Annotated in this window: 24 protein-coding genes, 1 tRNA gene and 1 pseudogene; 18 read left to right on the forward strand and 8 right to left on the reverse strand. The window is 60.5% G+C overall.

What is annotated here, in order from left to right:
• Nucleotide 1 precedes the first annotated feature (1 nt).
• Both SFA35_RS05880 and SFA35_RS05885 read left to right on the forward strand, forming a co-directional pair.
• A complete protein-coding gene (locus SFA35_RS05880; RefSeq protein WP_320576195.1) occupies nucleotides 2-865 on the forward strand; it encodes a DUF3034 family protein in 864 nt (287 codons plus the stop codon).
• Nucleotides 865-1296 carry a group 1 truncated hemoglobin gene (locus SFA35_RS05885; protein ID WP_320576197.1) on the forward strand — a complete coding sequence of 144 codons (432 nt, stop codon included), beginning with the start codon at nucleotides 865-867 and terminating at the stop codon, nucleotides 1294-1296. The genes SFA35_RS05880 and SFA35_RS05885 overlap by 1 nt, the downstream gene beginning before the upstream one ends.
• 123 nt (nucleotides 1297-1419) lie before the next feature.
• On the opposite strand, the gene SFA35_RS05890 is transcribed toward SFA35_RS05885, so the two are convergent.
• Nucleotides 1420-3840, reverse strand: coding sequence for a glucose/quinate/shikimate family membrane-bound PQQ-dependent dehydrogenase (locus SFA35_RS05890; RefSeq protein WP_320576198.1), 2421 nt, complete (start codon nucleotides 3838-3840; stop codon nucleotides 1420-1422).
• Nucleotides 3841-4292: 452 nt separating this feature from the next.
• On the opposite strand from SFA35_RS05890, the gene SFA35_RS05895 reads away from it, so the two are divergent.
• Together SFA35_RS05895 and SFA35_RS05900 are read left to right on the forward strand one after the other, a co-directional pair.
• Entirely contained in the window at nucleotides 4293-4517 is a 225-nt protein-coding gene (locus tag SFA35_RS05895) for a VF530 family protein (RefSeq protein WP_320576200.1), read from the forward strand.
• A 34-nt stretch (nucleotides 4518-4551) separates the two neighbouring features.
• A complete protein-coding gene (locus tag SFA35_RS05900; RefSeq protein WP_320576202.1) occupies nucleotides 4552-5205 on the forward strand; it encodes a Pr6Pr family membrane protein in 654 nt (217 codons plus the stop codon).
• 53 nt (nucleotides 5206-5258) lie between these two features.
• On the opposite strand, the gene SFA35_RS05905 is transcribed toward SFA35_RS05900, so the two are convergent.
• The 3 genes from SFA35_RS05905 to SFA35_RS05915 form a co-directional block, all read right to left on the reverse strand.
• Nucleotides 5259-6050 carry a siderophore-interacting protein gene (locus SFA35_RS05905; protein ID WP_320576204.1) on the reverse strand — a complete coding sequence of 264 codons (792 nt, stop codon included), beginning with the start codon at nucleotides 6048-6050 and terminating at the stop codon, nucleotides 5259-5261.
• Nucleotides 6047-6625 (reverse strand): PadR family transcriptional regulator, encoded by a 579-nt coding sequence (locus tag SFA35_RS05910; RefSeq protein ID WP_320576206.1) that lies wholly within the window; start codon nucleotides 6623-6625, stop codon nucleotides 6047-6049. Before SFA35_RS05910 ends, SFA35_RS05905 begins: the two co-directional genes overlap by 4 nt.
• Before the next feature lie 92 nt (nucleotides 6626-6717).
• Nucleotides 6718-8154, reverse strand: coding sequence for a M48 family metalloprotease (locus SFA35_RS05915; RefSeq protein ID WP_320576208.1), 1437 nt, complete (start codon nucleotides 8152-8154; stop codon nucleotides 6718-6720).
• 108 nt (nucleotides 8155-8262) lie between these two features.
• Between SFA35_RS05915 and SFA35_RS05920 the strand changes: the two genes are divergently transcribed.
• Both SFA35_RS05920 and SFA35_RS05925 read left to right on the forward strand, forming a co-directional pair.
• On the forward strand, nucleotides 8263-8532 hold the full coding sequence (locus SFA35_RS05920; protein ID WP_320578859.1) for a sulfurtransferase TusA family protein: 270 nt from the start codon (nucleotides 8263-8265) through the stop codon (nucleotides 8530-8532).
• 48 nt (nucleotides 8533-8580) lie between these two features.
• The gene (locus SFA35_RS05925; protein WP_320576210.1) at nucleotides 8581-9651 is read left to right on the forward strand and encodes an AI-2E family transporter; all 1071 of its coding nucleotides are present in this window, start codon (nucleotides 8581-8583) and stop codon (nucleotides 9649-9651) included.
• Between the two features lie 50 nt (nucleotides 9652-9701).
• Here SFA35_RS05925 and SFA35_RS05930 read toward each other — a convergent pair whose 3' ends face one another.
• Together SFA35_RS05930 and SFA35_RS05935 are read right to left on the reverse strand one after the other, a co-directional pair.
• Nucleotides 9702-10175, reverse strand: a complete 474-nt coding sequence (locus SFA35_RS05930; RefSeq protein ID WP_320576212.1) for a peroxiredoxin — start codon at nucleotides 10173-10175, stop codon at nucleotides 9702-9704.
• Between the two features lie 15 nt (nucleotides 10176-10190).
• Nucleotides 10191-10751, reverse strand: a complete 561-nt coding sequence (locus SFA35_RS05935) for a glycine cleavage system protein R (protein WP_320576214.1) — start codon at nucleotides 10749-10751, stop codon at nucleotides 10191-10193.
• 310 nt (nucleotides 10752-11061) lie between these two features.
• On the opposite strand from SFA35_RS05935, the gene dapA reads away from it, so the two are divergent.
• The 5 genes from dapA (at nucleotide 11062) to SFA35_RS05960 (ending at nucleotide 14773) form a co-directional block, all read left to right on the forward strand.
• The gene (gene dapA, locus SFA35_RS05940) at nucleotides 11062-11940 is read left to right on the forward strand and encodes a 4-hydroxy-tetrahydrodipicolinate synthase (RefSeq protein WP_320576215.1); all 879 of its coding nucleotides are present in this window, start codon (nucleotides 11062-11064) and stop codon (nucleotides 11938-11940) included.
• Between the two features lie 33 nt (nucleotides 11941-11973).
• The gene (gene bamC, locus SFA35_RS05945) at nucleotides 11974-13092 is read left to right on the forward strand and encodes an outer membrane protein assembly factor BamC (protein WP_320576216.1); all 1119 of its coding nucleotides are present in this window, start codon (nucleotides 11974-11976) and stop codon (nucleotides 13090-13092) included.
• Nucleotides 13093-13851, forward strand: a complete 759-nt coding sequence (locus SFA35_RS05950) for an MBL fold metallo-hydrolase (RefSeq protein WP_320576217.1) — start codon at nucleotides 13093-13095, stop codon at nucleotides 13849-13851.
• Nucleotides 13852-13879: 28 nt separating this feature from the next.
• Nucleotides 13880-14590, forward strand: coding sequence for a phosphoribosylaminoimidazolesuccinocarboxamide synthase (gene purC / locus SFA35_RS05955; protein WP_320576219.1), 711 nt, complete (start codon nucleotides 13880-13882; stop codon nucleotides 14588-14590).
• 93 nt (nucleotides 14591-14683) lie between these two features.
• Nucleotides 14684-14773 (forward strand) — tRNA-Ser (locus tag SFA35_RS05960).
• A gap of 345 nt (nucleotides 14774-15118) precedes the next feature.
• Here SFA35_RS05960 and SFA35_RS26665 read toward each other — a convergent pair.
• Nucleotides 15119-15298 (reverse strand): DUF932 domain-containing protein, encoded by a 180-nt coding sequence (locus tag SFA35_RS26665; RefSeq protein WP_414058498.1) that lies wholly within the window; start codon nucleotides 15296-15298, stop codon nucleotides 15119-15121.
• Nucleotides 15299-16070: 772 nt separating this feature from the next.
• Between SFA35_RS26665 and SFA35_RS05965 the strand changes: the two genes are divergently transcribed.
• From SFA35_RS05965 to aepX, 7 genes and pseudogenes are all read left to right on the forward strand, one after another.
• The gene (locus SFA35_RS05965; protein ID WP_320576221.1) at nucleotides 16071-16319 is read left to right on the forward strand and encodes a hypothetical protein; all 249 of its coding nucleotides are present in this window, start codon (nucleotides 16071-16073) and stop codon (nucleotides 16317-16319) included.
• The gene (locus SFA35_RS05970; RefSeq protein WP_320576224.1) at nucleotides 16320-16724 is read left to right on the forward strand and encodes a hypothetical protein; all 405 of its coding nucleotides are present in this window, start codon (nucleotides 16320-16322) and stop codon (nucleotides 16722-16724) included. It abuts the gene before it with no gap.
• Entirely contained in the window at nucleotides 16705-17037 is a 333-nt protein-coding gene (locus tag SFA35_RS05975) for a hypothetical protein (RefSeq protein ID WP_320576225.1), read from the forward strand. Before SFA35_RS05970 ends, SFA35_RS05975 begins: the two co-directional genes overlap by 20 nt.
• Nucleotides 17038-17398: 361 nt before the next feature.
• Nucleotides 17399-18409 carry a GNAT family N-acetyltransferase gene (locus SFA35_RS05980; protein WP_320576226.1) on the forward strand — a complete coding sequence of 337 codons (1011 nt, stop codon included), beginning with the start codon at nucleotides 17399-17401 and terminating at the stop codon, nucleotides 18407-18409.
• A 61-nt stretch (nucleotides 18410-18470) separates the two neighbouring features.
• A complete protein-coding gene (locus SFA35_RS05985; protein ID WP_320576228.1) occupies nucleotides 18471-19301 on the forward strand; it encodes a class I SAM-dependent methyltransferase in 831 nt (276 codons plus the stop codon).
• 7 nt (nucleotides 19302-19308) lie between these two features.
• Entirely contained in the window at nucleotides 19309-20055 is a 747-nt protein-coding gene (locus SFA35_RS05990; RefSeq protein ID WP_320576230.1) for an SDR family oxidoreductase, read from the forward strand.
• A 132-nt stretch (nucleotides 20056-20187) separates the two neighbouring features.
• Nucleotides 20188-21009, forward strand: a pseudogene (aepX, locus tag SFA35_RS05995) (phosphoenolpyruvate mutase).
• Nucleotides 21010-21198: 189 nt separating this feature from the next.
• On the opposite strand, the gene SFA35_RS06000 reads toward aepX, so the two are convergent.
• Nucleotides 21199-21627 carry a potassium channel family protein gene (locus SFA35_RS06000; protein ID WP_320576232.1) on the reverse strand — a complete coding sequence of 143 codons (429 nt, stop codon included), beginning with the start codon at nucleotides 21625-21627 and terminating at the stop codon, nucleotides 21199-21201.
• Nucleotides 21628-21767 lie beyond the last annotated feature (140 nt).

Here is a 21767-nt window from a genome sequence, read left to right on the forward strand (position 1 = left end):
CATGAAGCGTCCCTTATCCTTTCTGGGCCTGGCCCTCACCCTGTCGCTGGCCTGCCATGCCCAGGCCCAGGACGGGCGGCTGATCGCCACCGGCGGGGCCACCAGCATCGACGGCGCCGCCGGCGGCGGCCTCACTCCCTGGGCGGTGATCACCAGCTATGCCGACGAGGGCCAATGGGGCGCCAGCGCCTTCGCCACCCGCGTGCTGCTGCCGGACTATCGGCTGGACGTGGCCGGCATCGCCGCCTCCTACGACAACCGGGTGGAGGTCTCCTACGCCCGCCAGAGTTTCGACCTGGGCTCGCTGGTGCACAAGCTCAGCCTGCCCGAGGACACCCTGCATCAGGACATCTTCGGCCTCAAGGTGAAACTCTTCGGCGATCTGGTCTACGACCGCCTGCCGCAGGTTTCCCTGGGGCTGGAATACAAGCATCAGGATGACTTCCTGATCCCCAGCCTGGTCGGCGCCAAGCGCGACTCGGATGTCGACGGCTACCTGACCGCCAGCCGCCTGTTCATGGGCGCCTTCTTTGGCTACAACCTGGTGGCCAACGGTGGCGTGCGCTACAGCCGGGCCAACGAGAACGGCCTGCTGGGCTTTGGCGGCGACCGTCGCGACAGCCGCAGCCTGCTCAAGGAAGGCTCGCTGGCCGTGCTGTTCAACCCGCGCTGGGCGATGGGCGTGGAGTACCGGCAGAAGCCCGACAACCTGTCGTTCGCCGGCGAAAGCGACTGGGCCGACCTGTTCATCGGCTATTTCCCCAGCAAGCATGTGTCGATCGTGCTGGCCTACGCGCAGTTGGGCGAGATCGCCACGCTGGACGACCAGAACGGCACCTATCTGTCGATTCAGGGGGCGTTCTGATGAGGACTTCTTTGAGGTGTCTTCTGCTTGGCAGCCTGGCGCTGCTGGCTGCCTGCGCCACGCAACCGCCCAAGGACGACAGCCTGTATCGAGCACTGGGCGAGCGAGAGGGAATCAACAGGATCGTCGAAGGCATGTTGATCAACGTCGCCCACGACCCGGGCATCAATCGGCATTTCCAGCACGTGGAGCCGATTCGCCTGCGTGACAAGCTGGTCGAGAAATTCTGTGTGGAAGCCGGCGGGCCTTGCACCTATACCGGTGACAGCCTGGCCGAGGCGCACAAGGGACAGAACATCGGTACGGCCGAGTTCAATGCGCTGGTGGAGGATTTGATCGACAGCATGGACGCCCGGGGCATCCCCGTGGCGACCCAGAACCGCTTGCTGGCCAGGTTGGCAGCCGAGCGGGGCGAGGTGATCAAGAAGTAGATTGTCGGACGTGCTCAGGTGGGAGGGGGCAGAGCCCCCGAGCTTTTGACCTTCAAGATCAAACCGGCCTGGCGGCCTCTCGGGGGCCTTGCCCCCTCCCACGAAAGCAGCAGCTTCAACCCATCACTTGCTCAATTTATAAGCAATGATGTAGTCGCCCATCTTGGTGCCCAGCGAGCCGTGGCCGCCGACGGTGGCCAGTACGTACTGCTGGCCGTCCTTGCCGGTGTAGGACATCGGCGTCGCCTGGCCACCTGCCGGCAGGCGGCTGGACCAGAGGATCTTGCCCGACTTGACGTCATAGGCGCGGATGTACTGGTCCAGGGTGCCGCTGAGGAAGCCCACGCCCCCACCGGTGACCATCGAACCGCCCATGCTCGGCACGCCCAGGTTCAGGCCGATCGGTACAGGCGAGCTGTCGCGGCTGGTGCCGTTCTTGTGCTTGTAGAGGATCTTGCCGGTGGTCAGGTCGACCGCCGACACATAGCCCCACGCTGGAGCCTGGCAGGGTACGCCGAATGGCGACATCAGTGGGTGCATGATCACCGCGTAAGGCGCGCCGGTGTTCGGCTGCACGCCGCTGGTCTCGCTTTCCCGCTTGCTGCCAGCTTCGACTTCGGCGCGCGGCACCAGCTTGGAAACGAACGCCATGTAGTTCGGGCTGCTGAACAGGACCTGGCGAACCGGGTCGACCGAGACCGCGCCCCAGTTGAACACGCCGACGTTGCCCGGGTAGATGATGCTGCCCTGGGTCGATGGCGGGGTGTACTGGCCTTCATAACGCAGCGACTTGAACTGGATACGGCACAGCAGCTGGTCGATCGGGGTCACACCCCACATGGCTTTTTCGTTCAGTTCCGGGGGCAGCATGTTGAGCTGAGAACGGGCCTGGGTCGGCGCGCTGTGGTCGCCTTCGACGGCGCCGCTCGGTACCTTGACTTCGTCGATCGGGATGATCGGCGCGCCCGTGCGGCGGTCCAGCACGTACAGGCTGCCTTGCTTGGTCGGCTGAATCAGCGCCGGCTTGATGCCGTCGGCAGTCTTCATGTCGATCAGGGTCGGCTGGGCCGGCACGTCCATGTCCCACAGGTCGTGGTGGGTGTACTGGTAGTTCCAGCGCACCTTGCCGGTATCGATGTCCAGGGCCACGGTGCCGGCGCTGAATTTCTCGGAACCGGCGGTGCGGTCGGCGCCCCACTGGTCAGGCATCTGGTTGCCGATCGGCAGGTAGACCATGCCCAGTTTCTCGTCGACGCTGGCCAGCGACCACATGTTCGGCGAGTTGCGGGTGTAGGTCTGGCCAGCGGGCAGCGGAGTGGTGGCGTCGGGGTTGCCGGCGTCCCAGTTCCACACCAGGTGACCGTCGTGCACGTCGAACGCGCGGATCACGCCCGAAGGCTCGCTGGTCGATTCGTTGTCGGTGACGTGGCCGCCGATGATCACCAGGTTGCGGGTGATGGCCGGTGGCGAGGTGGCGTAGTAGCCGCCCGGGGTGAACGGACCTTCGCTGGTGCGCAGGTCGACCACGCCCTTGTTGCCGAAGTCTTCGCAGACCTTGCCGGTGTCGGCGTTCAGCGCGATCAGGCGAGCGTCGGCAGTCGGCAGGAACAGCCGGCGCGGGCAGGCCGCGGCCAGCGCCTTGCCGGCGTCCGACAGCACGGCCGGCGTGCTTGGCACGTCGGTGCGGCTGAAGTTGGCTTCGTCGTAGTACGACACGCCACGGCAGGTCATGTGCGCCCAGCCGCGGAAGTCATTGCCGTTAGGGCCCTGAATCTGCGGGTTGTAGCGCCAGATTTCCTTGCCAGTGTCCGGGTCCAGTGCCAGCACCTGGCTGTGCGCGGTGCAGGCATAGAGCATGCCGTTGACCTTCAGCGGGGTGTCCTGGTTGGTGATTTCCACCGGGTCCTTGTCGGTCTTCACGTCGCCGGTCTGGATGCGCCAGGCTTCCTGCAGCTTGCCGACGTTGTCAGGGTTGATCTGGGTCAGGGGCGAGTAGCGCTCACCGAACTCGGTGCGGCCATAGCTCTGCCAGTCGCCATCGGGTTGCGCCGGGGCGCCACTGGCGGTGCCTGCGCTGTCGCGGTCCAGGGTGCCGTTGATTTCGCCCGGGTTGGTGAACTGTGCGCCGACGGCACAAGCGCCTGCCAGCACCACAGCCACGCTGAGCAAGGCCGTGGCTTTGCCGGCCGGCTCGCGCTCGACCAGCGGGCGACGGAACCATGGCAGCAGCAACAGCACGCCGAAGACGAACCACAACGACAGACGTGGCACCAGCTGCCACCAGTCCAGGCCGATTTCCCACAGCGACCACAAGGTGCTGACGAACAGCACCACGGCATACAGGCCCAGCGCCGAAGAGCGCCCGCGCAGCAGCAGGATGCCGGTCACGGCAACGCCCAGGCCTGCGATCAGGTAGTAGAGCGAGCCGCCCAGCGTGGCCAGCTTGATGCCCAGGCCGAGGATGGCCAGGCCGAGCAGCAGCAACACCACGCCGAGCAGGCTCGGCAGCAGGCGTGATCTGCTCACAGCACCGTCAGTGCTCATATGAGGTTTCTCCGTTGTTTTGTGTGCTTGAGCATAGAAGCAGGAAATCCGCGATGCCCAAGTTGTGTAAAAGTATTTCGCCGGGCCCGTCAGCCTGTCGATTGCGTCACCGCCAAGGTGTGCAAGCCAAAGACAGCGCTGTCTTTGGCGGCAGTGACAGAGCTGAAGGGTTTCAGTCAAAGGCGGCGGGAGGATATACGCCGAGTCTCGCCTTGGAAAGCCGATAAACGGACATGCACTGTTGTCGCCGCTGCAATAGTGGCCATTGGTTAACCATTGCGTGCGGCCGGCCGGCTTTTGCGGCGAATGGGCGCAATGTGTGAAATTTCCTACATACAACGGCCCCTGGCTTCTGGTGTCATCGCCCGGTCGGTTCCTGCTTCTCTTCCCGCTGCGCCCGCCCTGGGCTAAGGTGCGCACACTTTTAGTCAGGCAATCCCGGGAGAGCCGCCGTGACCGACACAAACCCCGACCCGTTGCACGGCGTCACGCTGGAACAGATCCTCAACGCCCTGGTGCAGCACTACACCTGGGAAGGGCTGGCCGAGCGCATTGATATCCGCTGCTTCAAGAGTGACCCGAGCGTCAAGTCCAGCCTGACCTTCCTGCGCAAGACGCCCTGGGCGCGCGAGAAAGTCGAGCGGCTGTACGTCAAGCTGGCGCGCACCAAGCGCTGAGCGGCGAGGGCACTCGCTTCCAAGGAAACTGTGTATGCAAGGCCGTACCCGGCACTATGAACCGCTCTTTACCCTGATTGCCGCTGGCGTCGCCTGGTTTGCCCTGGCGGGGCAGATGTACCTGGCCCTGCTCGGCCGCTGGCAGAACGACGCCAGTCTGCTGGGCGGGTTGATCAACTTCTTCAGCTACTTCACCGTCACCACCAACACCTTGGTGGCCATGGTCCTGACCTGCGCGGCCAGCGATTCGAACAGCGCCCTGCGGCGTTTCTTTCGGCGCCCCGCAGTGATCGCCGGGGTGACGGTGAGCATCGTCGTGGTGGGTGTGTCCTACAGCCTGCTGCTGCGCAATGTCTGGGATCCGCGTGGCTTCCAGTGGCTGGTCAACGAGCTGCTGCACGACGTGATGCCGCTGGTGTTCGTGGCCTGGTGGTGGTTGTACGTACCCAGCGGCAGCCTGCGCTGGCGGCACGCGCTATGGTGGATGCTGTACCCGATCCTCTATTTCGCCTACGCGATGCTGCGCGGGCACTCGATCGGGGTGTACCAGTACCCCTTCATCGACGTCAGCAAGCTGGGCTGGGCGGCGGTGATGATCAACAGCCTGGTGATATTGGCGGGGTTCGTGGTGTTGTCATTGGCGGTGATCGCGCTGGATCATTTGCCGGCTCGGCGGCGCCTTCGCTGAAACCGGCCTGGCGGCCTTTCGGGCCGCCGAGCCGGTTTAGGGTTGACGGCCGATCAGTGCGAAGCCTCGTCGTTCTCATCCAGGCGCCAATAGCCGGCGGCCTTCACCAAGCTTTCATCCAGCACACGCTCCTGCAGCAGAATCTTGCGCAGGCGCCGCGACAAGGCCGCCTCGGTGGCGATCCAGGCGTACAGCTGGCCCTCGGGCAACTGCAGGTCGGCCACGGTGCGCGCCAGGGCGTCGTCACTGGAGTGCCGGTTGACCCAGATCACTTCGACCGTGGCCGCGCTCCGCAGCGGCTGGCGTTCAGCCTCGTTCTCGATCTCGATCACCGCCAGCACCTGACGCCCGGCGGGCAGCTCTTCAAGACGCCGGGCAATCGCCGGGATGGCGGTTTCGTCGCCGATCAGCAGGTAGCTGTCGAAGATGTCTGGCACGATCAGCGAACTGCGCGGGCCGCCGATGTGCAGGAACTGGCCGGGCGCGGCCTGGGCTGCCCAGCTGGCTGCCGGGCCGTCGCCGTGCAGGACGAAGTCGATGTCCAGTTCCAGCGCGTCGAGGTCGATGCGCCTTGGCGTGTAGTCGCGCATCGCCGGCTTGGGTCCGTCGTCCTTGGGGCCGCCCAGCACCATGGTGTGCAGCGCCTGTTCTTCTTCGGCGTTGCGCGGGAACATCAGTTTGACGTGGTCATCCGCGCCCAGGCTGAGGAAACCGGCCAGCTGTTCGCCGCCCAGGGTGATGCGGCGCATGCGCGGGGTCAGGTCGGTGACCTTGAGCACCTGCAGCCGGCGGCGCTTGATTTCGTGCATGACGCGGTGGATGGCGTTGGGGTTGTGATCATTCATTGGGCAGTCTCCGCAGGGGCAGGCGAGGGGCCGTCGACGATGGCGCGGGCGGTGGCGTTGAGCAGCTCGCGGACTCGCAGGATTTCTTCCGGGCTCCAGCGACCATGGTGCAGTTGCAAGGCATGGCGCAGGTTGTGCACCGCCTCGTGGATCTCCGGCGGGCGGTCATGGCCACGCAGCGAGCGCTTGCTGACGTCGATGCGGGTGCGCACGCCGTCCAGCGCCACGGCTTGGTCGGCTACGGCCTGGCGGCCGGCGTCGGTGATGCTGTAGAGCTTCTTGCCGCCCTGAGCGTCGCCGAGGATGTGGTCGCTCTCTTCGAGGAAGGTCAGGGTCGGGTAGATCACGCCCGGGCTGGGGCTGTAAGCGCCGTCGAACATTTCTTCGATCTGGCGGATCAGGTCATAACCGTGGCAAGGCTGCGCGGCGATCAGCGCCAGCAGCAGCAGTTTCAGGTCGCCGGGGGCGAAGACCCGCGGGCCTCGGCCACCGCGTTCGCGGCCGCCACCGCGACGTTCGAAGCCGTCGCCATGTTCGCGGTGGTGGGGATGGTGATGTGGGTGATGCGCTCTCATGTGCTTTCTCCTGTCTTCTTGAGATAGATCGTAAGATATATCTTAAGAGCAGGGCAAGCACTTGTTGCGAATTGTTATCACCGTTGGTCGTATCAGCCCTTCATCAGGTTCTTGACCATGCGCTCCTGCTCGGCGAGCTCCTTTTGCCGCGCGTCGATGCGCGAGGCCAGCTGGAAGTTGTCGTTGGCCCGGCGCTTGGCGAAGTCCAGCTGCTGCTGGGCCTGGCGGAAGTCGCCGGTGAGGGCGAAGTACTCGGCGCGGGCCTGGTGCAGGCCGATGATGTTGCCGTTCAGGCCTCGGGTGTCGGCCACCATGTTCCACACATCAGGGTCGTTGGGGCGGGTCTTGAGCAGCGCTTCCAGGCCTTTTTCCGCCTCGGTGTTGCGGTTCTGCTTGAGCAGCAGCTCGATGCGCACCTGGTTGAGCGGGTAGCTGTCGGGGTACAGGCGCAGCATCTGGTCGACCCGCGCCTGGGCGTCCGGCAGGCGGCTGTTGGTGATGTCCAGGTCAACCTGGGCCAGGTTGTAGGTGATGTCGTTGGGTGCCTTGGCCAACAGCGGCTTGAGGTTCTCGCGGGCCTCGTTGAGCTGGCCGCCCTTGACCTGGGCGATCGCCAGGCCGTAGCGCGCAGCGTCGGACTTGGGATTTTCGTCGAGCAGGGCGCGAAAGCGCTTGGCCGCCATGCCGGGGGTTTCTTCATAGGTGAGCTGCACCCGGGCGCGCATCAGCTGGTAGCGCAGGCTGTCTTCGATGCCGCCGGGGGGAAATTGCTCGGCGCGGTTGCGGGTGTCGGCGATGCGCGCTTCGGTGATCGGGTGGGTCAGCAGAAATTCCGGCGGCTTGGCGTCGAAACGGTACTGGCGCATCAGCCGTTCGAACATATCGGGCATGTTGCGCGGGTCGTAGCCGGCCTTCTGCAGATTGATGATGCCGATGCGGTCGGCCTCCTGCTCGCGCTGGCGGGAGAAGGCCAGTTGCGACTGGATGGCCGCCGCCTGGCTGCCGAAAATGGTCGCCACCCCGGCATCGCCGGCGCCGGCTGCGGCCATGACGATACCGGCCAGCAGCGCAGCCATCACCGGCACCTGCATGTGTGATTGTTCTTCCATGCCACGGGCGAAGTGGCGTTGCGACAAGTGCGCCAGTTCGTGGGCAAGCACGCCGGCGTATTCGCCTTCGGTCTGGGCATTGAGGAACAGGCCGCCGTTGACCCCGACGATGCCACCCGGGGCGGCGAAGGCGTTGAGCTCCTTGCTGTCGATCAGGATGAATTCCAGCCGGCGGTCTTCCAGCTGGCTGGTCTCGGCCAGGCGATAGACGCTGGTTTCGACGAAGTCCTTGAGCTGCGGATCGGACAATTGCCCCACTTCCGAACGCAACAACGCCAGCCAGGCGCGGCCCAGCTGGTATTCCTGTTGCGGAGAAACGATGGCGGAGCTGGAGTCGCCCAGCAGCGGCAGGTCATCGGCGTGGCCCGGAAGGGCCAGCAGGCAGGCCAGGGTCAACAAGGTAGGACGCAGAAATCTCATGCACGAGGCTCAAGGCGGCGAGGAACCTTACTGTAGCCAAGTCGACAGACCACGACCAGTGGCGCCTCGGTTGGTATATCCTAGGCGGCTGATTTGTCTCGTCCGCCCATGGGCCACCGCCTGCCCGGAGAAATTCCTGTGACCGACGCTGTAGTCTGTGATGTCGAATTGGACGCCAAGGGCCTCAACTGCCCGCTGCCCTTGCTCAAGGCCAAGATGGAACTCAACCGCCTGAGCAGCGGCGCGGTGCTCAAGGTGGTGGCCACCGACGCCGGCTCGCAACGCGATTTTCGTACCTTCGCCAAGCTGGCGGGCCATACCCTGTTACAAGAACAGGCCGAAGACGGCGTCTACACCTACTGGCTGCGCAAGGCCTGAGGGCCGGCAGGGCAGGACGCGACGTTTTTTCAAACTGAAGGATTTTCGATGTTCAAGGTGCTTCGCGACTGGATTCAGCGGTACTTCTCCGACGAGCAGGCCGTGGTCCTGATGGTGTTGCTGGTGCTGGCCTTCACCGCCGTGCTGACCCTGGGTGGCATGCTCGCCCCGGTGCTGGCCGGCATGGTCCTGGCCTTCCTGATGCAGGGCCTGGTCAACGGCCTGGAGCGCCTGCGCGTGCCCACCGGCATGGCCGTGGGGCTGGTATTCACCCTGTTTCTCGGCGCGCTGGCGGTGTTCATGCTGGTGCTGGTGCCGCTGCTGTGGCACCAGTTGATCACCTTGTTCAATGAATTTCCCGGAATGCTCGGCAAATGGCAGTCGCTGCTGCTGTTGCTGCCTGAGCGCTATCCGCACCTGGTCAGCGACGAGCAGGTGCTGCAGGCCATCGAGACCGCCCGCGGCGAGATCGGCAAGTTCGGCCAGTGGGCGCTGACCTTCTCGCTGGCCAGCCTGCCGCTGCTGGTCAACGTGATGATCTATTTCGTGCTGGTGCCGATCCTGGTGTTCTTCTTTCTCAAGGACCGCGAAATGATCAGCCAGTGGGTGCGCGGCTACCTGCCGCGCGAGCGCGCGCTGCTGACCCGCGTGGCCCAGGAGATGAACCGCCAGCTGGCCAACTACATTCGCGGCAAGGTCATCGAGATCATCATCTGCGGGGTGGCCACCTACATCGCCTTCTTTGCCCTGGGCCTCAATTACTCGGCCCTGCTGGCATTGCTGGTTGGCCTGTCGGTGGTGGTGCCCTACGTAGGCGCGGTGGTGGTGACGGTGCCGGTGACGGCAATCGCATTGTTCCAGTGGGGGTGGGGCGACCAGTTCATCTACCTGATGGTGGTGTACGGCATCATCCAGACCCTGGACGGCAACGTGCTGGTGCCGTTGCTGTTCTCCGAGGCGGTCAACCTGCACCCGGTGGCGATCATCTGCGCGGTGCTGTTGTTCGGCGGGCTGTGGGGTTTCTGGGGGATCTTCTTCGCCATCCCGCTGGCGACCTTGTTCAAGGCCGTGCTGGATGCCTGGCCGAGAAATCAGCCGTCGGTGGCGCCGCTGCTCTGATGAAAGCTCGGGGATAAAAGCTCGGGGCCTCCCATGGGCCCCGGCAGGCTTCAGCCCCGATGCAACGTCTGCGCGGCTTCGAGCACCGCCGCCACATGCCCCGGCACCTTGACCCCGCGCCATTCCTGGCGCAGTACGCCCTCCTTGTCGATCAGGAAGGTGCTGCGGTCCACGCCCATGTATTCCTTGCCGTACAGCTTCTTGAGCTTGATCACGTCGAACAGCTGGCAGAGCGCCTCGTCCTTGTCGCTGATCAGCTCGAAGGGAAAGCCCTGCTTGGCCTTGAAGTTCTCATGGGACTTGAGGCTGTCGCGTGACACCCCCAGCACCAGGGTGTTGGCCGCTTCGAACTCGCCGATCGCATCGCGAAAACCCTGGCCTTGGGTAGTGCAGCCAGGGGTGCTGTCCTTGGGGTAGAAATAGACGACCACCTGGCGGCCCTTGAGGCTGCTCAGGCTGACGGTCTGGCCGTTGGTGGCCGGTGCGGTGAAATCGGGTACGGCTTGGTCCAGGCTGACGGCCATTGCATTGCGTCCTTGTTACATCGGGTTCTGTGGGCGCCATGGCTCGATCAGCGCGTCGAGGTTCAGCGCGTCGGCGAAATCGAGGAACTGATCGCGCAGCCAGCTGATCTGCACGCCGGCCGGCAGGGTCACGGTGAAGGTGGCGTTGAGCATGGTGCCGCCGGTTTGCGGGGCCTGGTAGGTGTCGCAGGTCAGGCTCTCGAGTTCGACGTTGTGGTCGATGAAGAACTGGCACAGCTCATTGATGATGTCCGAGCGGTAGGCCGAGCTGACATAGGCGACGTACGGCAGCGACAGCGGGCGGTTCTCCAGGCTGGCGCTGCGCACCACGTTGACGGTGAAGTCGTGCTTCTTGGCCAGCGAGGCGAGGCTGGTTTCCAGGCGCGCCAGGGCGTCCCAGTTGCCCGAGACCTGCAACACCAGGGCGCTGCATTCGCCGTGGCGGCTCAGGCGCGAGGTCACCACCGAGCAACGGCTGTCGTGGCTGGCGCGGCAGAGTACGTTCGTCAGCTCCATGGGGTTGGCGCCCAGGGCACTGATGACAAGGAATTGTTCGCGAACTGTGGGGGTGGACATGCAGCCTTCCTAAAGCGATGAGCGGTCGATACGCGGCAGCGCTGCCGATCAAGACCTGCGCAGGGCTCTGGAACAGGGGTTCGGGGGCTTGATGGCAGGTATGATGGCGTGCGCGAAACGGGCAATTGTGCCCACCCGTATCGATCAAAGTCTGAAGGGTAGCGAAAAGCGCGCCCGAGGGGAATGCTGGCGGCAAGCAAGATGTTCACGCAAGTGGTGGCGCAGATGCCGACTGGCAGGCGTCTTTGCTTGTGCAAGCCTGATGGCGCCAGTACCATTACGGCTCTCTTTTTCCGGCAGGAGCGGTTGCATGATTGCGGGCAGTATGGTGGCACTGGTCACACCCATGGATGCACAGGGTCGTCTTGACTGGGACAGCCTGAGCAAGCTGGTGGACTTCCACCTGCAAGAAGGCACCAATGCCATCGTCGCCGTCGGCACCACCGGCGAATCGGCGACGCTGGACGTGCACGAGCACATCGAAGTGATCCGCCGTGTGGTCGACCAGGTCGCCGGGCGCATCCCGGTGATTGCCGGCACCGGTGCCAACTCCACCCGCGAAGCGGTCGAGCTGACCACCAACGCCAAGACCGCCGGCGCCGACGCCTGCCTGCTGGTGACCCCGTACTACAACAAGCCGACCCAGGAAGGCCTGTACCAGCACTTCAAGCACATCGCCGAAGCCGTGGCCATCCCGCAGATCCTCTACAACGTGCCGGGCCGCACCGCGTGCGACATGCAGGCCGACACCGTGATCCGCCTCGCCAGCGTGCCGAACATCATCGGCATCAAGGAAGCCACCGGCGACCTGTCCCGCGCCAAGGCCATCATCGACGGCGTGCCGAGCGATTTCCTCGTGCTGTCGGGCGATGATCCCACTGCCGTCGAACTGATCCTGCTGGGCGGCAAGGGCAACATCTCGGTCACCGCCAACGTCGCCCCGCGCGCCATGGCCGACCTGTGCGCCGCTGCCCTGCGCGGTGACGCCGACCTGGCCCGCGCCATCAACGACAAGCTGATGCCGCTGCACAAGAACCTGTTCCTGGAAGCCAACCCGATTCCGGTGAAGTGGGCCTTGAAGGAAATGGGCCTGATGGCCGAAGGCATCCGCCTGCCACTGACCTGGTTCAGCGCGCAGTATCATGAACCGCTGCGCCTGGCCCTGAGCCAGTCCGGCGTCCTGGTTTAACTAGACCTGCTTTATTTTAAGGAAAGACCCTGCATGAAGCGATTGGCTGGCCTGTCCGCCCTTGCATTAGTCATTTCGAGCACCAGCGGTTGTGGTTGGCTGTATGGCGAACACGGTTACTTCCGCGATCGTGGCAATGATTACCTTGAGGCGACCCAAAACGCGCCCATGCAGCTGCCTTCCGGCGTGCAGACCGACAAGCGTCTGGACCCGCTGCTGCCGATTCCGCGCAACGTCGCCGACCAGACCACCGCCAAGGCGGCCTTCGAAGTGCCGCGTCCGCTGCCCCTGCAGGTTGCGGCTGAAGCCAGCGATTTCACCCTGCAAAAAAGTGGCGACAACCACTGGGTGCTGGCCCAGCGTGCCCCGGCCGAAGTCTGGCCCGTGGCTCACCAGTTCTTCGAGGACAACGGCTTCCAGATCGCTCAGGAACGCCCGCAGACCGGTGAATTCACCACCGCCTGGCAGCGTTTCGATACCCTATCCGGGGCCCTGGCCACTCGCCTGAAAAGCGCCGCCAGCAACGGCGACAGCGAAACCCGCGTGCGCGTGCGCATCGAGCCCGGCGTGCAGCGCAACACCAGTGAAGTCTACGTGGTCAGCGTCGAGCGGGCCGCAGGCAGCAGCGCCGACGTCGACTTCCCGGCGCACTCCACCAACAATGCGCTGGACTCGGTGCTGGTCGACCAGATGCTCGCCGGCATGACTCGCGACTCGGAGAAGGGCGGCTCGGTTTCCCTGCTCGCCGCGCACGACTACGACACGCCGTCGCGCGTGGCCCTGACCACCGACGGCAACGGCAACCCGACCCTGAGCGTAGGCTCCGACCTGGATCGCGCCTGGGCCAGCGTTGGCAGCGCACTGGACCGCGGCCAGTGGAAGGTTGAAGACATCAACCGCAGCCTGGGCCTGTACTACATCAACCTGGCCGAAAAAGCCGAGAAGAAGGACGACCAGCCGGGCTTCTTCAGTCGCCTGTTCGGCACCGCACCGACCAAGGAAGAGCGCGAGGCGCGCGCCGAGCGTTACCAGGTACGCCTGAGCAAGGTCGGCGACAACGTGCAGGTCACCGTCGAGAAGAACATCAACACCGTGGCCCCGCCCGACGTGGCGCGCCGCGTGTTGAGCATGATTCAGGACAACCTGGGCTAAGTGCGCTTCGCCAATCTGGGCAGCGGCAGCCAGGGCAACGGCACGCTGATCGCCAGCAACGACACCTACGTGCTGCTCGACTGCGGTTTCTCCCTGCGGGAAACCGAACGTCGGCTGGCACGCCTGGGGGTCACCGTCGGGCAATTGAGCGCTATTCTGGTTACCCACGAGCACGCCGACCATGTGCACGGCGTCGAACTGCTGTCGCGCAAGCACGGCGTGCCGGTCTACCTGAGCCAGGGCACCTTTCGCGGCCTGCGCAAGCCGGTCACCGTCAGCGCCTATGTGGCCTGTGGGGATACCCTGGAGATCGGCGACCTGAGCGTTGGCGTGGTCAAGGTGGCCCACGATGCCCATGAACCGACCCAATACGTGTTCAGTGACGGCAAGCGGCGCTTCGGCGTGCTGACCGACCTGGGCTCGTGGTGCAACAAGGTGATCGATCGCTACCAGGGCCTGGATGCGCTGATGATCGAGTCCAATCACTGCCGAGACATGCTGGCGCGCGGTCACTACCCTTACTTTCTCAAGCAGCGAGTCGGCGGTGACCACGGCCATTTGAACAACCACCAGGCCGCCAGCCTGGTGGCCGAACTGGGATGGCAAGGCTTGCAGCACCTGGTGCTGGCCCATCTGAGTCGCAAGAACAACCTGCCGCAGCTGGCCCGGCAATGTTTCGTCGATACCCTCGGGTGCGACCCGGACTGGCTGCAAGTGGCCGATCAAGATTCAGGGCTCGACTGGCGCCATATCGCCTAGCCCAACTACCTAGCAAGCGGAGCCCATCATGGAAAAACGTGAAGAACTCTACCGCGGCAAAGCCAAGTCGGTGTACAAGACCGACGACGCCGACCGCTTGATCCTGCTGTTTCGCAACGACACCTCGGCGTTCGACGGCAAGCGCATCGAACAGCTCGACCGCAAGGGCATGGTCAACAACAAGTTCAACGCCTTCATCATGCAGAAGCTCGAAGAAGCCGGCGTGCCGACCCAGTTCGACAAGCTGCTGGGCGACAATGAATGCCTGGTGAAAAAGCTCGACATGATTCCGGTCGAGTGCGTCGTGCGCAACTACGCCGCCGGCAGCCTGGTCAAGCGCCTGGGCGTGGAAGAGGGCATGAAGCTCAACCCCTACACCTTCGAGCTGTTCCTCAAGGACGACGCCAAGGGCGATCCGTTCATCAACGAATCCCACGTCGTGGCGTTCGGCTGGGGCACCGCTGAAAACCTCGTGCGCATGAAAGAGCTGTCGCTCAAGGTCAACGAAGTGCTGACCAAGCTGTTCGACGACGCCGGCCTGCTACTGGTCGACTTCAAGCTTGAATTCGGCACATTCCACGGCCAGATCGTCCTGGGCGACGAATTCAGCCCCGACGGCTGCCGCCTGTGGGACAAGGAAACCCGCAAGAAGATGGACAAGGACCGCTTCCGCCAGGGCCTCGGCGACGTAATCGAAGCCTACGAAGAAGTGGCCCAGCGCCTCGGCGTGCCGCTGTAAACCCCGTTGGCGCGCAAGCGTTTGATAGCACGCGAATTTTTTTGCCTTGGGGGCTTCGCTTCCGGCAAATAGGTTGGTATGATGCGCGCCATTGGAGAGATGCCGGAGTGGCCGAACGGGACGGATTCGAAATCCGTTGTACTGGCAACAGTACCTAGGGTTCAAATCCCTATCTCTCCGCCATTATGTGTTGTACGAAAAGCCCCGCGATGCGGGGCTTTTTGGTTTTTGCTATTCCTGTACTCGTTAACCCATTTCGTGCTTGCGTGGCTAGGATTACATCACCAAACAACGCTGGCCCTCAAAGCGCCCCCGCTTAGAGCTACCCTTGGCAAAGCCATGCGCAGTCATCCTGAATTCCGGGTTTCGTGCGCGATGTTCATGATCAATATACTGAGTCTGAACCTTGGCAGACATGGAACCAGTGCTATGGTGTGCGTGATCACGTAGGCGATGTAGTCTTTGGCCTCTCACAGAGTGACCTTGTGCTCAGACATGATTTTCATTCCATACATGAACGTCTTCCAGTTAGAGACCGCCAGGCGGAGGTGCCGTTTGACTGCGGCTGCATCGAACCGAGTGCTGAGGTACCTTGACCGCTAATGGCGGACCCTTGACGGTAGTGGAGAGCGTGCTGTTGCATACGACTTGCATCGTGGTCGGCGTTGCGAGGGTCGCAAGAGTGCCATCGCAAGATGTGACTAGCACGATATAGCTATGTTCTACATCGTTTCCCTTCAGCGCAGCCGAATGACTGTTCTTGCCAAGGCTCAGAACGTCCGACCTTCCTTCAATACGTCAGCCGTTTCCAGCTGGTATCCAATTAACTCGTCAGATCACGATAGGATTCGAGCACTTTCTAGAGTTGTACCGCCTGGTAGCGGTGAGAAACTTTCGACAAGGGGAGCAAGGTATCTGATTGAACTGATCTTTATGTTTGAGCAGTACCGCTATCTGCTGCAAACTTAGGCACTACCAAAAACTGTGCCATGAGTCAGAAACCCGGGTTATGGTATTAGGTACACTGAGTCGCGTTCAAACAGGTTGGTGATACCTGAAGTTTTTGCCCGCTTCAGGGTTTATCTTACTAATCCGCCGCGCATACTCTTTCCACAGGTTAATTAACCTATTTTCGCGCGAACATATTTTTTTATTGTTCCAAGACCGGCGCGGTGGGAGCGGAGTGGTCTGACTTGGTATTAAACCATAAGCATCATTATCAAGACGTTGGTTTGGTCGTTGGGGTATAGGCCAGAAATAATTTGACGATTAGTTATGTGAAAAATTCGTGATAATCGGAGGTATCACGAATTTTTCGGAACAGGGATACATTTCGTATTGATTGAAGTAGTTTTCTTATTAATACTCAAACGGGCTAAACTGGCTTTTTTCACCCGTTACCCCCGTATTCACAGGGCGTGACGGGCCAACAGTTCGAGCTCCGCACCTCGTTTTGTCATTTCAAAAAGGAAAAACGCCTGTGACCTTGATTTCCGGCCCCACTGGCCTGCCCAAGACCCGTGACCTGGTGCGCCACTACCCGGCGCAGCTGCTCGAAGCGGGTGGCGAGGTGTCAGTGAGCGCGATTCGGACACTGATCCTGGAGGAGCACGGGGTGACCGCGTCGCCGAACGTGGTGGGCGATGAAGTAAACCAGTTCTGGGCCCGGACCGGGCCTTTGCTCAGTGCCCGGCTCAAACGACCGGGAATACCGGAGGCGGTGTGCTAGGTGCTGGACAGCGTGTGGGAGGTGGCGCTGAATGAAGCCACCGCCGCGTATGCGATCGAGCGCTCGCACCACGTGCAAGAAGCGGATCAGGCGAATGCCCGGGCGGCCGTAGCGCTGGAAGAGGCGGAGCAGGCTAGGGGACGCTTCGCCGACCAGGAGCGGCAGGTCGCCTTGCTGACCGAGCAGGTGCAGCGGCTCAGCGCGCAGCTCGATCGGGCACAGGCCCAGAACGAAGAGATCCGCGGCGAGCTGCGCAAGGTGATGAACCAGCATCAGCAGCAAGGGCAGCGGCACGCCATTGAGCTGGAGCCTGCAGACGACGCATCAGGCCGAGCAGGCGCGCTTTGCGCAGACGCATGCGGCCGAGCTCGCTCGGCTTCAAGCGGTGCACCAGGAGGAGAATAGCGCGCTGCGCGCCGAGGTCAGTCGCCAGGCGGACATCTTCGAGAGCACCACCAATCACCTGATGATGGAGACCAGCCGGGTGCGCGATGCCGCCAAGCTGGAAACCGAACGACTGACTCGGGAACTGACGCACAGTCGCGACCTGGTCGACCAGCTGCGCGTGCAGCGCTCGGATGCCAAGGAGGAAAGCGCCGGGCTACGGGTGCAGGTCGAGAGCGCGGCCATGCAGCTACGCCAATTGCAAAATGCGCATGACTGGCTGGAGGCGCAGGAGGCGCCGGCCAAGGATCAAAAGGAGGAGGGCAGGGCGTAGGAGGGCTTTTCGACAGCGCTCGGCTGTTGCATGATCGCGCTATCCCCCTCTGCACTAGGCGATCGCACCACAACGCAGGTCAATTGGCACAAAATCTTCGTTGCATAACTGACATAACTCGAAACACGGTCGCGCTTGCCGGCATATTCGAAATGGGCCAAGTTCATCTGGCTCATGAGCGGCTCGGATCAGGTGGTCAGGCGTATTCACCAAATTTGAGAGCTTGTTGGGAGAATCTTTCAGTGCTGGAGAAAAACTCTTTGTGCTGATCGAACTAAATTTAACGCTCGACATTCTCCGATTCTCTCGCCAGGCTGGGTTGTGAGATGGATCCAAGAACCTAAGACATGGATATCAAGGTATGAGTAAGATCATAAAAGTAATCAGCGACTTTGATCGACTGCCTTTAAGCTGCATAACAGAGCTGAACACTGCTGCCAATGCTTCGTTTTTCTACGATGTCCGGTTTCTCAGGGCTGCTCATCATTACCCGCTGCTGCCCATACTCAAAGCATATTATATTCTTGCTTATCAGCACTCCACGCTGGTGGGTTTCACAGTTGTCTATTCGCAAAGTTCTCCAGACCCCTTTGGCTCCTTGTCCCGTGCTACCAATCTTAACTTCAACGATGATCTCGTCTGCCTGGGCCATATAATGCACAGTTATGATAGTGAGATAATTGCATCGACGGAACAGGCCGATGTCGTTCGGGGCGACATATTAAAGTCTATAAAAGCGCTGGGTACCCGGTTAGGTGCCAAGTACGTTGGTTTGATCAATATAGCCAATAATGAACTGGTGTCGGTAGGTGTTTCAGAAGGCTATCAGGCAAGTTTCATGTGGAGTCGTTACTTCATGGACATCGCCTGTGTAGACACGGTGCAAGACTACATCGCTGGGCTTCCCGCCGACGGCCGTCGGGAAATGAATCGTCAGCAACGAAAATTCCAGAACAGCCATCATCGAGCGCAGGTCCAGTCGTTGCCGGTGACCGACCTGGCGCAGATAGCCGAACTGGTCTGCGCCACCAGCGCCCGGCATGGCACCCCGGATTATTACCCGCCGTCGGTTTTCAAAACGTTTGTTGAAACCTGCGCCGACCTGATTCGCATCATCAGTGTGGAAGAGCATGATCAGATACTGGGGGTCATGGTCTGCTTTGTCCATGGTATGACCTTACATATATGGGCGGCTGGTATGTCGTATGACAAGACAGACTTCAGTCCTTATAGCGTGTGTATGCTGGAAGCATTCCGTTACGCCAAACAGGAAGGATTGACCAGCATCGAAATTGGCAGAACTAACCACAAAATAAAAACCCGCATGGGGTTTAAAGCAAAAGAGCTGTTTTCCCTTATTGCTTCTGCCTGAAACTGTTTGTTCGATTAGCAGCGTCGGGCGGCAAATAACTTGTATAAGTCGAGAATGTCTTGTGAGTAAATACGAGCAATATAATACAACATCTATCAATTACGATAAGACGCGAACTGCTGTCGGCATCGAAGTTATTTTAGGTTATCTGACCAAACTAAACAGGCCTGCCCATCTAATAACGGTACTAGATGCCGGCTGTGGTACCGGAAACTATGCGCTGGAGTTGGCGCGCGTAGGTATTAATGTTGTCTGTGCTGACTACAGTGAAAATATGTTAGCCCAGTGCAGGAAAAAAATAGAAAGTAATGGCCTGAGTAATACCGTGTGGAAACAATGTGATCTTTCGCTGTATTCCAGTGAGGGCCAAGTGTATGACGCAGTAATGTGTAATCAGTCTCTTCATCATCTGGACCCCGCGGATGATTTTAAATCGATGAAGCACTTTCTAAGTGAGGCGGCAAAATCTCTGAAAGACGATGGTGTCATCCTGATCAACACCATCACCCATAACCAGCTGGAAGACGGTGTCTGGTGGGGCAAGTTGATTGAAACAGCGGTCCATCGCATGAAGCCGCGATTTATTGAATATGAGCCACTGCAAGCGTTCTTGCGCACTATCGGTTTCCAGATTACAGATCGCGTGATCAATATCGACAGCATTATCCAGAAAACCGGTTACTTTGATCCCCACTCCTTGGCCTCACTGGAGTTTCGCCAGGGCGATTCACACTTTGCCTTGCTCGATGAAAAAGAACTGGGTGACGTTTTGAAGTGTGTCGAGCAGATGGTCGAGAAAGGGACCATTCAGAATTACATCGTCGCGCGGGATCGACTGCGACAACAGATCGGTCAATTCACGTACTACGTGATCAAAAAGATCGAGGAGTAAGCTAATCATGTCCAAAGTCATGCTGATTACTGGAGGCAGTCGCGGGATTGGCGCAGCAACTGCATTACAGGCAGTGGCGCAGGGGTACGCAGTGTGTATCAACTACCTGCGCGACGCCCGAGCCGCTCAGTTACTGTGCCAGGAACTTGAAGCTCGCGGTGGCAGAGCCATTGCCGTACAGGCCGACGTCAGTGTCGAGCGCGACGTCGAACGGTTGTTTCAGGAAGTCGACGAGCGATTGGGCCGGCTCACGGTGCTGGTCAACAGTGCAGGCACCGTAGGCCAGGCGAGTCGGCTGGAAAGCATGGACTGGCACCGGATCAGGCAGGTGTTTGCCACCAATGTGTTCGGGACGGTGATGTGTTGTAAACACGCGATTTTGCGTATGTCAAATAAACACGGCGGTACGGGTGGCGCCATCGTCAACGTTTCGTCGGCAGCCTCCCGCCTTGGATCGGCGTGCGAGTATGTGGACTATGCAGCCTCCAAGGGCGCAGTGGACAGCCTGACCATCGGTTTGGCTAAGGAGGTAGCGCCGGATGGCATCCGAGTCAACGCGGTAAGACCTGGCTTCATTCGCACCGATTTTCACGCTTTGAGCGGTGATTCGGACCGGGTCGAGAAATTTAAGTCCCGCTTGCCTATGGGGCGTGGCGGCGAACCAGAAGAAGTGGCAGCTGCTGTTTTGTGGTTGCTTTGCGAACAGTCTTCTTACGTGACCGGCAGCTTTATCGATCTGGCGGGAGGGCTATAATCGACCCGCCGTGGCAATGCCTTGAAAGTGCCAAAACTCCGTACTTATGGAATGCCCCTTTAAAGGAATACAATAATGAAAAAGACAACCACGTTAAAGTCATTGATTCAGGACAAAAATACAAGTTTCCTCATGGAAGCCCACAACGCTCTAAGCGCTAGGATTGCGCAAGAGAGCGGCTTCAAAGGGCTCTGGGCTTCGGGTCTATCGATTTCCGCTTCTCTAGGATTGTGCGATCGCAATGAAGCGTCTTGGACGCAGATTCTCGATATTGTCGAGTTCATGAGCGATCACACATCGGTGCCCATTCTAGTCGACGGTGATACCGGTTTTGGCAACTTCAACAACGTTTGGCGCCTGACAAAAAAACTCTGCCAGCGCGGCATCGCCGGTGTTTGCCTTGAAGACAAACTCTTTCCCAAGGTCAATTAGTTTATCTCCGGCGGTAATGATCTGGCCAACGCCAACGAGTTCTGCGGGAAATTGCGCGCCGCTAAAGACAGTCAGTTGGACGAGGACTTCATGGTCGTCGCCCGCGTAGAAGCACTGATCAGCGGGTTAGGTATGGATGAAGCGCTTGAGAGGGCACACAAGTATCACCGTGCCGGTGCCGACGCCATTCTGATTCACTCAAAGCGCAGGGACGCCAGCGAAGTCCTTGAGTTCACAGAGCTGTGGAAAGATCAATGCCCGGTCATCATCGTACCGACAAAGTATTCGAGTGTGGAAACCAATCTTTATAAAGAGGCTGGCATCAGCACGGTCATCTGGGCCTACCACAGCTTGCGCGCTTCCATCCATGCCATGAAGCGTATTACGCAACAGATCCAGAAAAACGAGAACGTTTCGTTCATCGAAAAAGACATCGCAACCCTTGAAGAGATTTTTCTGGATAGTGTTGCGCCAGGTTGCAGGCATTCCTGGACAACTTGGGCCTTGAAGGTTTTCGGGTAAGAGCTTCGTTGGCGCATGGAAATCCTGACGTTAAGGGCGATCGCGTCCGCTAAAAAATACGCGGACACCATCGCCCTTAATACTGGAGTTCGGAAGGTGTGTTCGCGGAACTCTTACCATCGAACGCCTCTATGTGGCGATCATTTTCGCCTAAAGCTGTCCGGAGTTAGTAGACCACTACAACTCGGCTCAACGAGCGGCTTTCCAATAGCGTTGCATTTCGAGGAACAGAAAGGAGGCTGTCCAGGTAATGAGCATCAGGCCCGTCAGCGCTTCAAGACCGGTCAGAAACTTGAGCGGGCCTACCGGCTGTATGTCGCCAAACCCAATGGTGGTGAAGGTGGTGAACGAGAAATACACACAGTCCAGCAAGCTGCCGTCGAAATGCCCCTGCAGGCTGCCCCAGTTCGTGTAGGCGATGATCAGCCAGTAGGCAAGGGCGAAGCACCAGACCTCCAGGGCATGGGCAACCATCGCGCCGAAAACGCCGATGACCAGCCTGAACCGCACCCAGTGCTTGAGGCGCGGCAACAGTAGATTCAAGCGCAACAGGCATTCGTAATGCAGAACCACCGTGCACATGACCACCAGGACATTGACCGCAGTGACTCCCAGCATCTGCACCTCGCTGACACGCCTTGGCCCATCCATGGATTGAACGAGAGGTACTCATCATTCAGGATTCAAAGACAGCCTTCTTGATCTGCGTTAGATAAACGCCAGCATGAGCGCTCACAGTGGCGGTTCTCTGACAGAGG

The sequence above is a fragment of the Pseudomonas sp. HR96 genome (genome assembly GCF_034059295.1).
In the GTDB taxonomy this organism is placed as follows: Bacteria; Pseudomonadota; Gammaproteobacteria; order Pseudomonadales; family Pseudomonadaceae; genus Aquipseudomonas.

What these genes read in the sequence shown, in the direction of transcription:
- SFA35_RS05880 (WP_320576195.1), top strand. Translation starts at nt 2, where the DNA reads ATGAAGCGTCCCTTATCCTTTCTGGGCCTGGCCCTCACCCTGTCGCTG.
- SFA35_RS05885 (WP_320576197.1), top strand. Translation starts at nt 865, where the DNA reads ATGAGGACTTCTTTGAGGTGTCTTCTGCTTGGCAGCCTGGCGCTGCTG.
- SFA35_RS05890 (WP_320576198.1), bottom strand. Translation starts at nt 3,840, where the DNA reads ATGAGCACTGACGGTGCTGTGAGCAGATCACGCCTGCTGCCGAGCCTG.
- SFA35_RS05900 (WP_320576202.1), top strand. Translation starts at nt 4,552, where the DNA reads ATGCAAGGCCGTACCCGGCACTATGAACCGCTCTTTACCCTGATTGCC.
- SFA35_RS05905 (WP_320576204.1), bottom strand. Translation starts at nt 6,050, where the DNA reads ATGAATGATCACAACCCCAACGCCATCCACCGCGTCATGCACGAAATC.
- SFA35_RS05910 (WP_320576206.1), bottom strand. Translation starts at nt 6,625, where the DNA reads ATGAGAGCGCATCACCCACATCACCATCCCCACCACCGCGAACATGGC.
- SFA35_RS05915 (WP_320576208.1), bottom strand. Translation starts at nt 8,154, where the DNA reads ATGAGATTTCTGCGTCCTACCTTGTTGACCCTGGCCTGCCTGCTGGCC.
- SFA35_RS05920 (WP_320578859.1), top strand. Translation starts at nt 8,263, where the DNA reads ATGGGCCACCGCCTGCCCGGAGAAATTCCTGTGACCGACGCTGTAGTC.
- SFA35_RS05925 (WP_320576210.1), top strand. Translation starts at nt 8,581, where the DNA reads ATGTTCAAGGTGCTTCGCGACTGGATTCAGCGGTACTTCTCCGACGAG.
- SFA35_RS05930 (WP_320576212.1), bottom strand. Translation starts at nt 10,175, where the DNA reads ATGGCCGTCAGCCTGGACCAAGCCGTACCCGATTTCACCGCACCGGCC.
- SFA35_RS05935 (WP_320576214.1), bottom strand. Translation starts at nt 10,751, where the DNA reads ATGTCCACCCCCACAGTTCGCGAACAATTCCTTGTCATCAGTGCCCTG.
- dapA (WP_320576215.1), top strand. Translation starts at nt 11,062, where the DNA reads ATGATTGCGGGCAGTATGGTGGCACTGGTCACACCCATGGATGCACAG.
- bamC (WP_320576216.1), top strand. Translation starts at nt 11,974, where the DNA reads ATGAAGCGATTGGCTGGCCTGTCCGCCCTTGCATTAGTCATTTCGAGC.
- purC (WP_320576219.1), top strand. Translation starts at nt 13,880, where the DNA reads ATGGAAAAACGTGAAGAACTCTACCGCGGCAAAGCCAAGTCGGTGTAC.
- SFA35_RS05980 (WP_320576226.1), top strand. Translation starts at nt 17,399, where the DNA reads ATGAGTAAGATCATAAAAGTAATCAGCGACTTTGATCGACTGCCTTTA.
- SFA35_RS05990 (WP_320576230.1), top strand. Translation starts at nt 19,309, where the DNA reads ATGTCCAAAGTCATGCTGATTACTGGAGGCAGTCGCGGGATTGGCGCA.
- SFA35_RS06000 (WP_320576232.1), bottom strand. Translation starts at nt 21,627, where the DNA reads ATGCTGGGAGTCACTGCGGTCAATGTCCTGGTGGTCATGTGCACGGTG.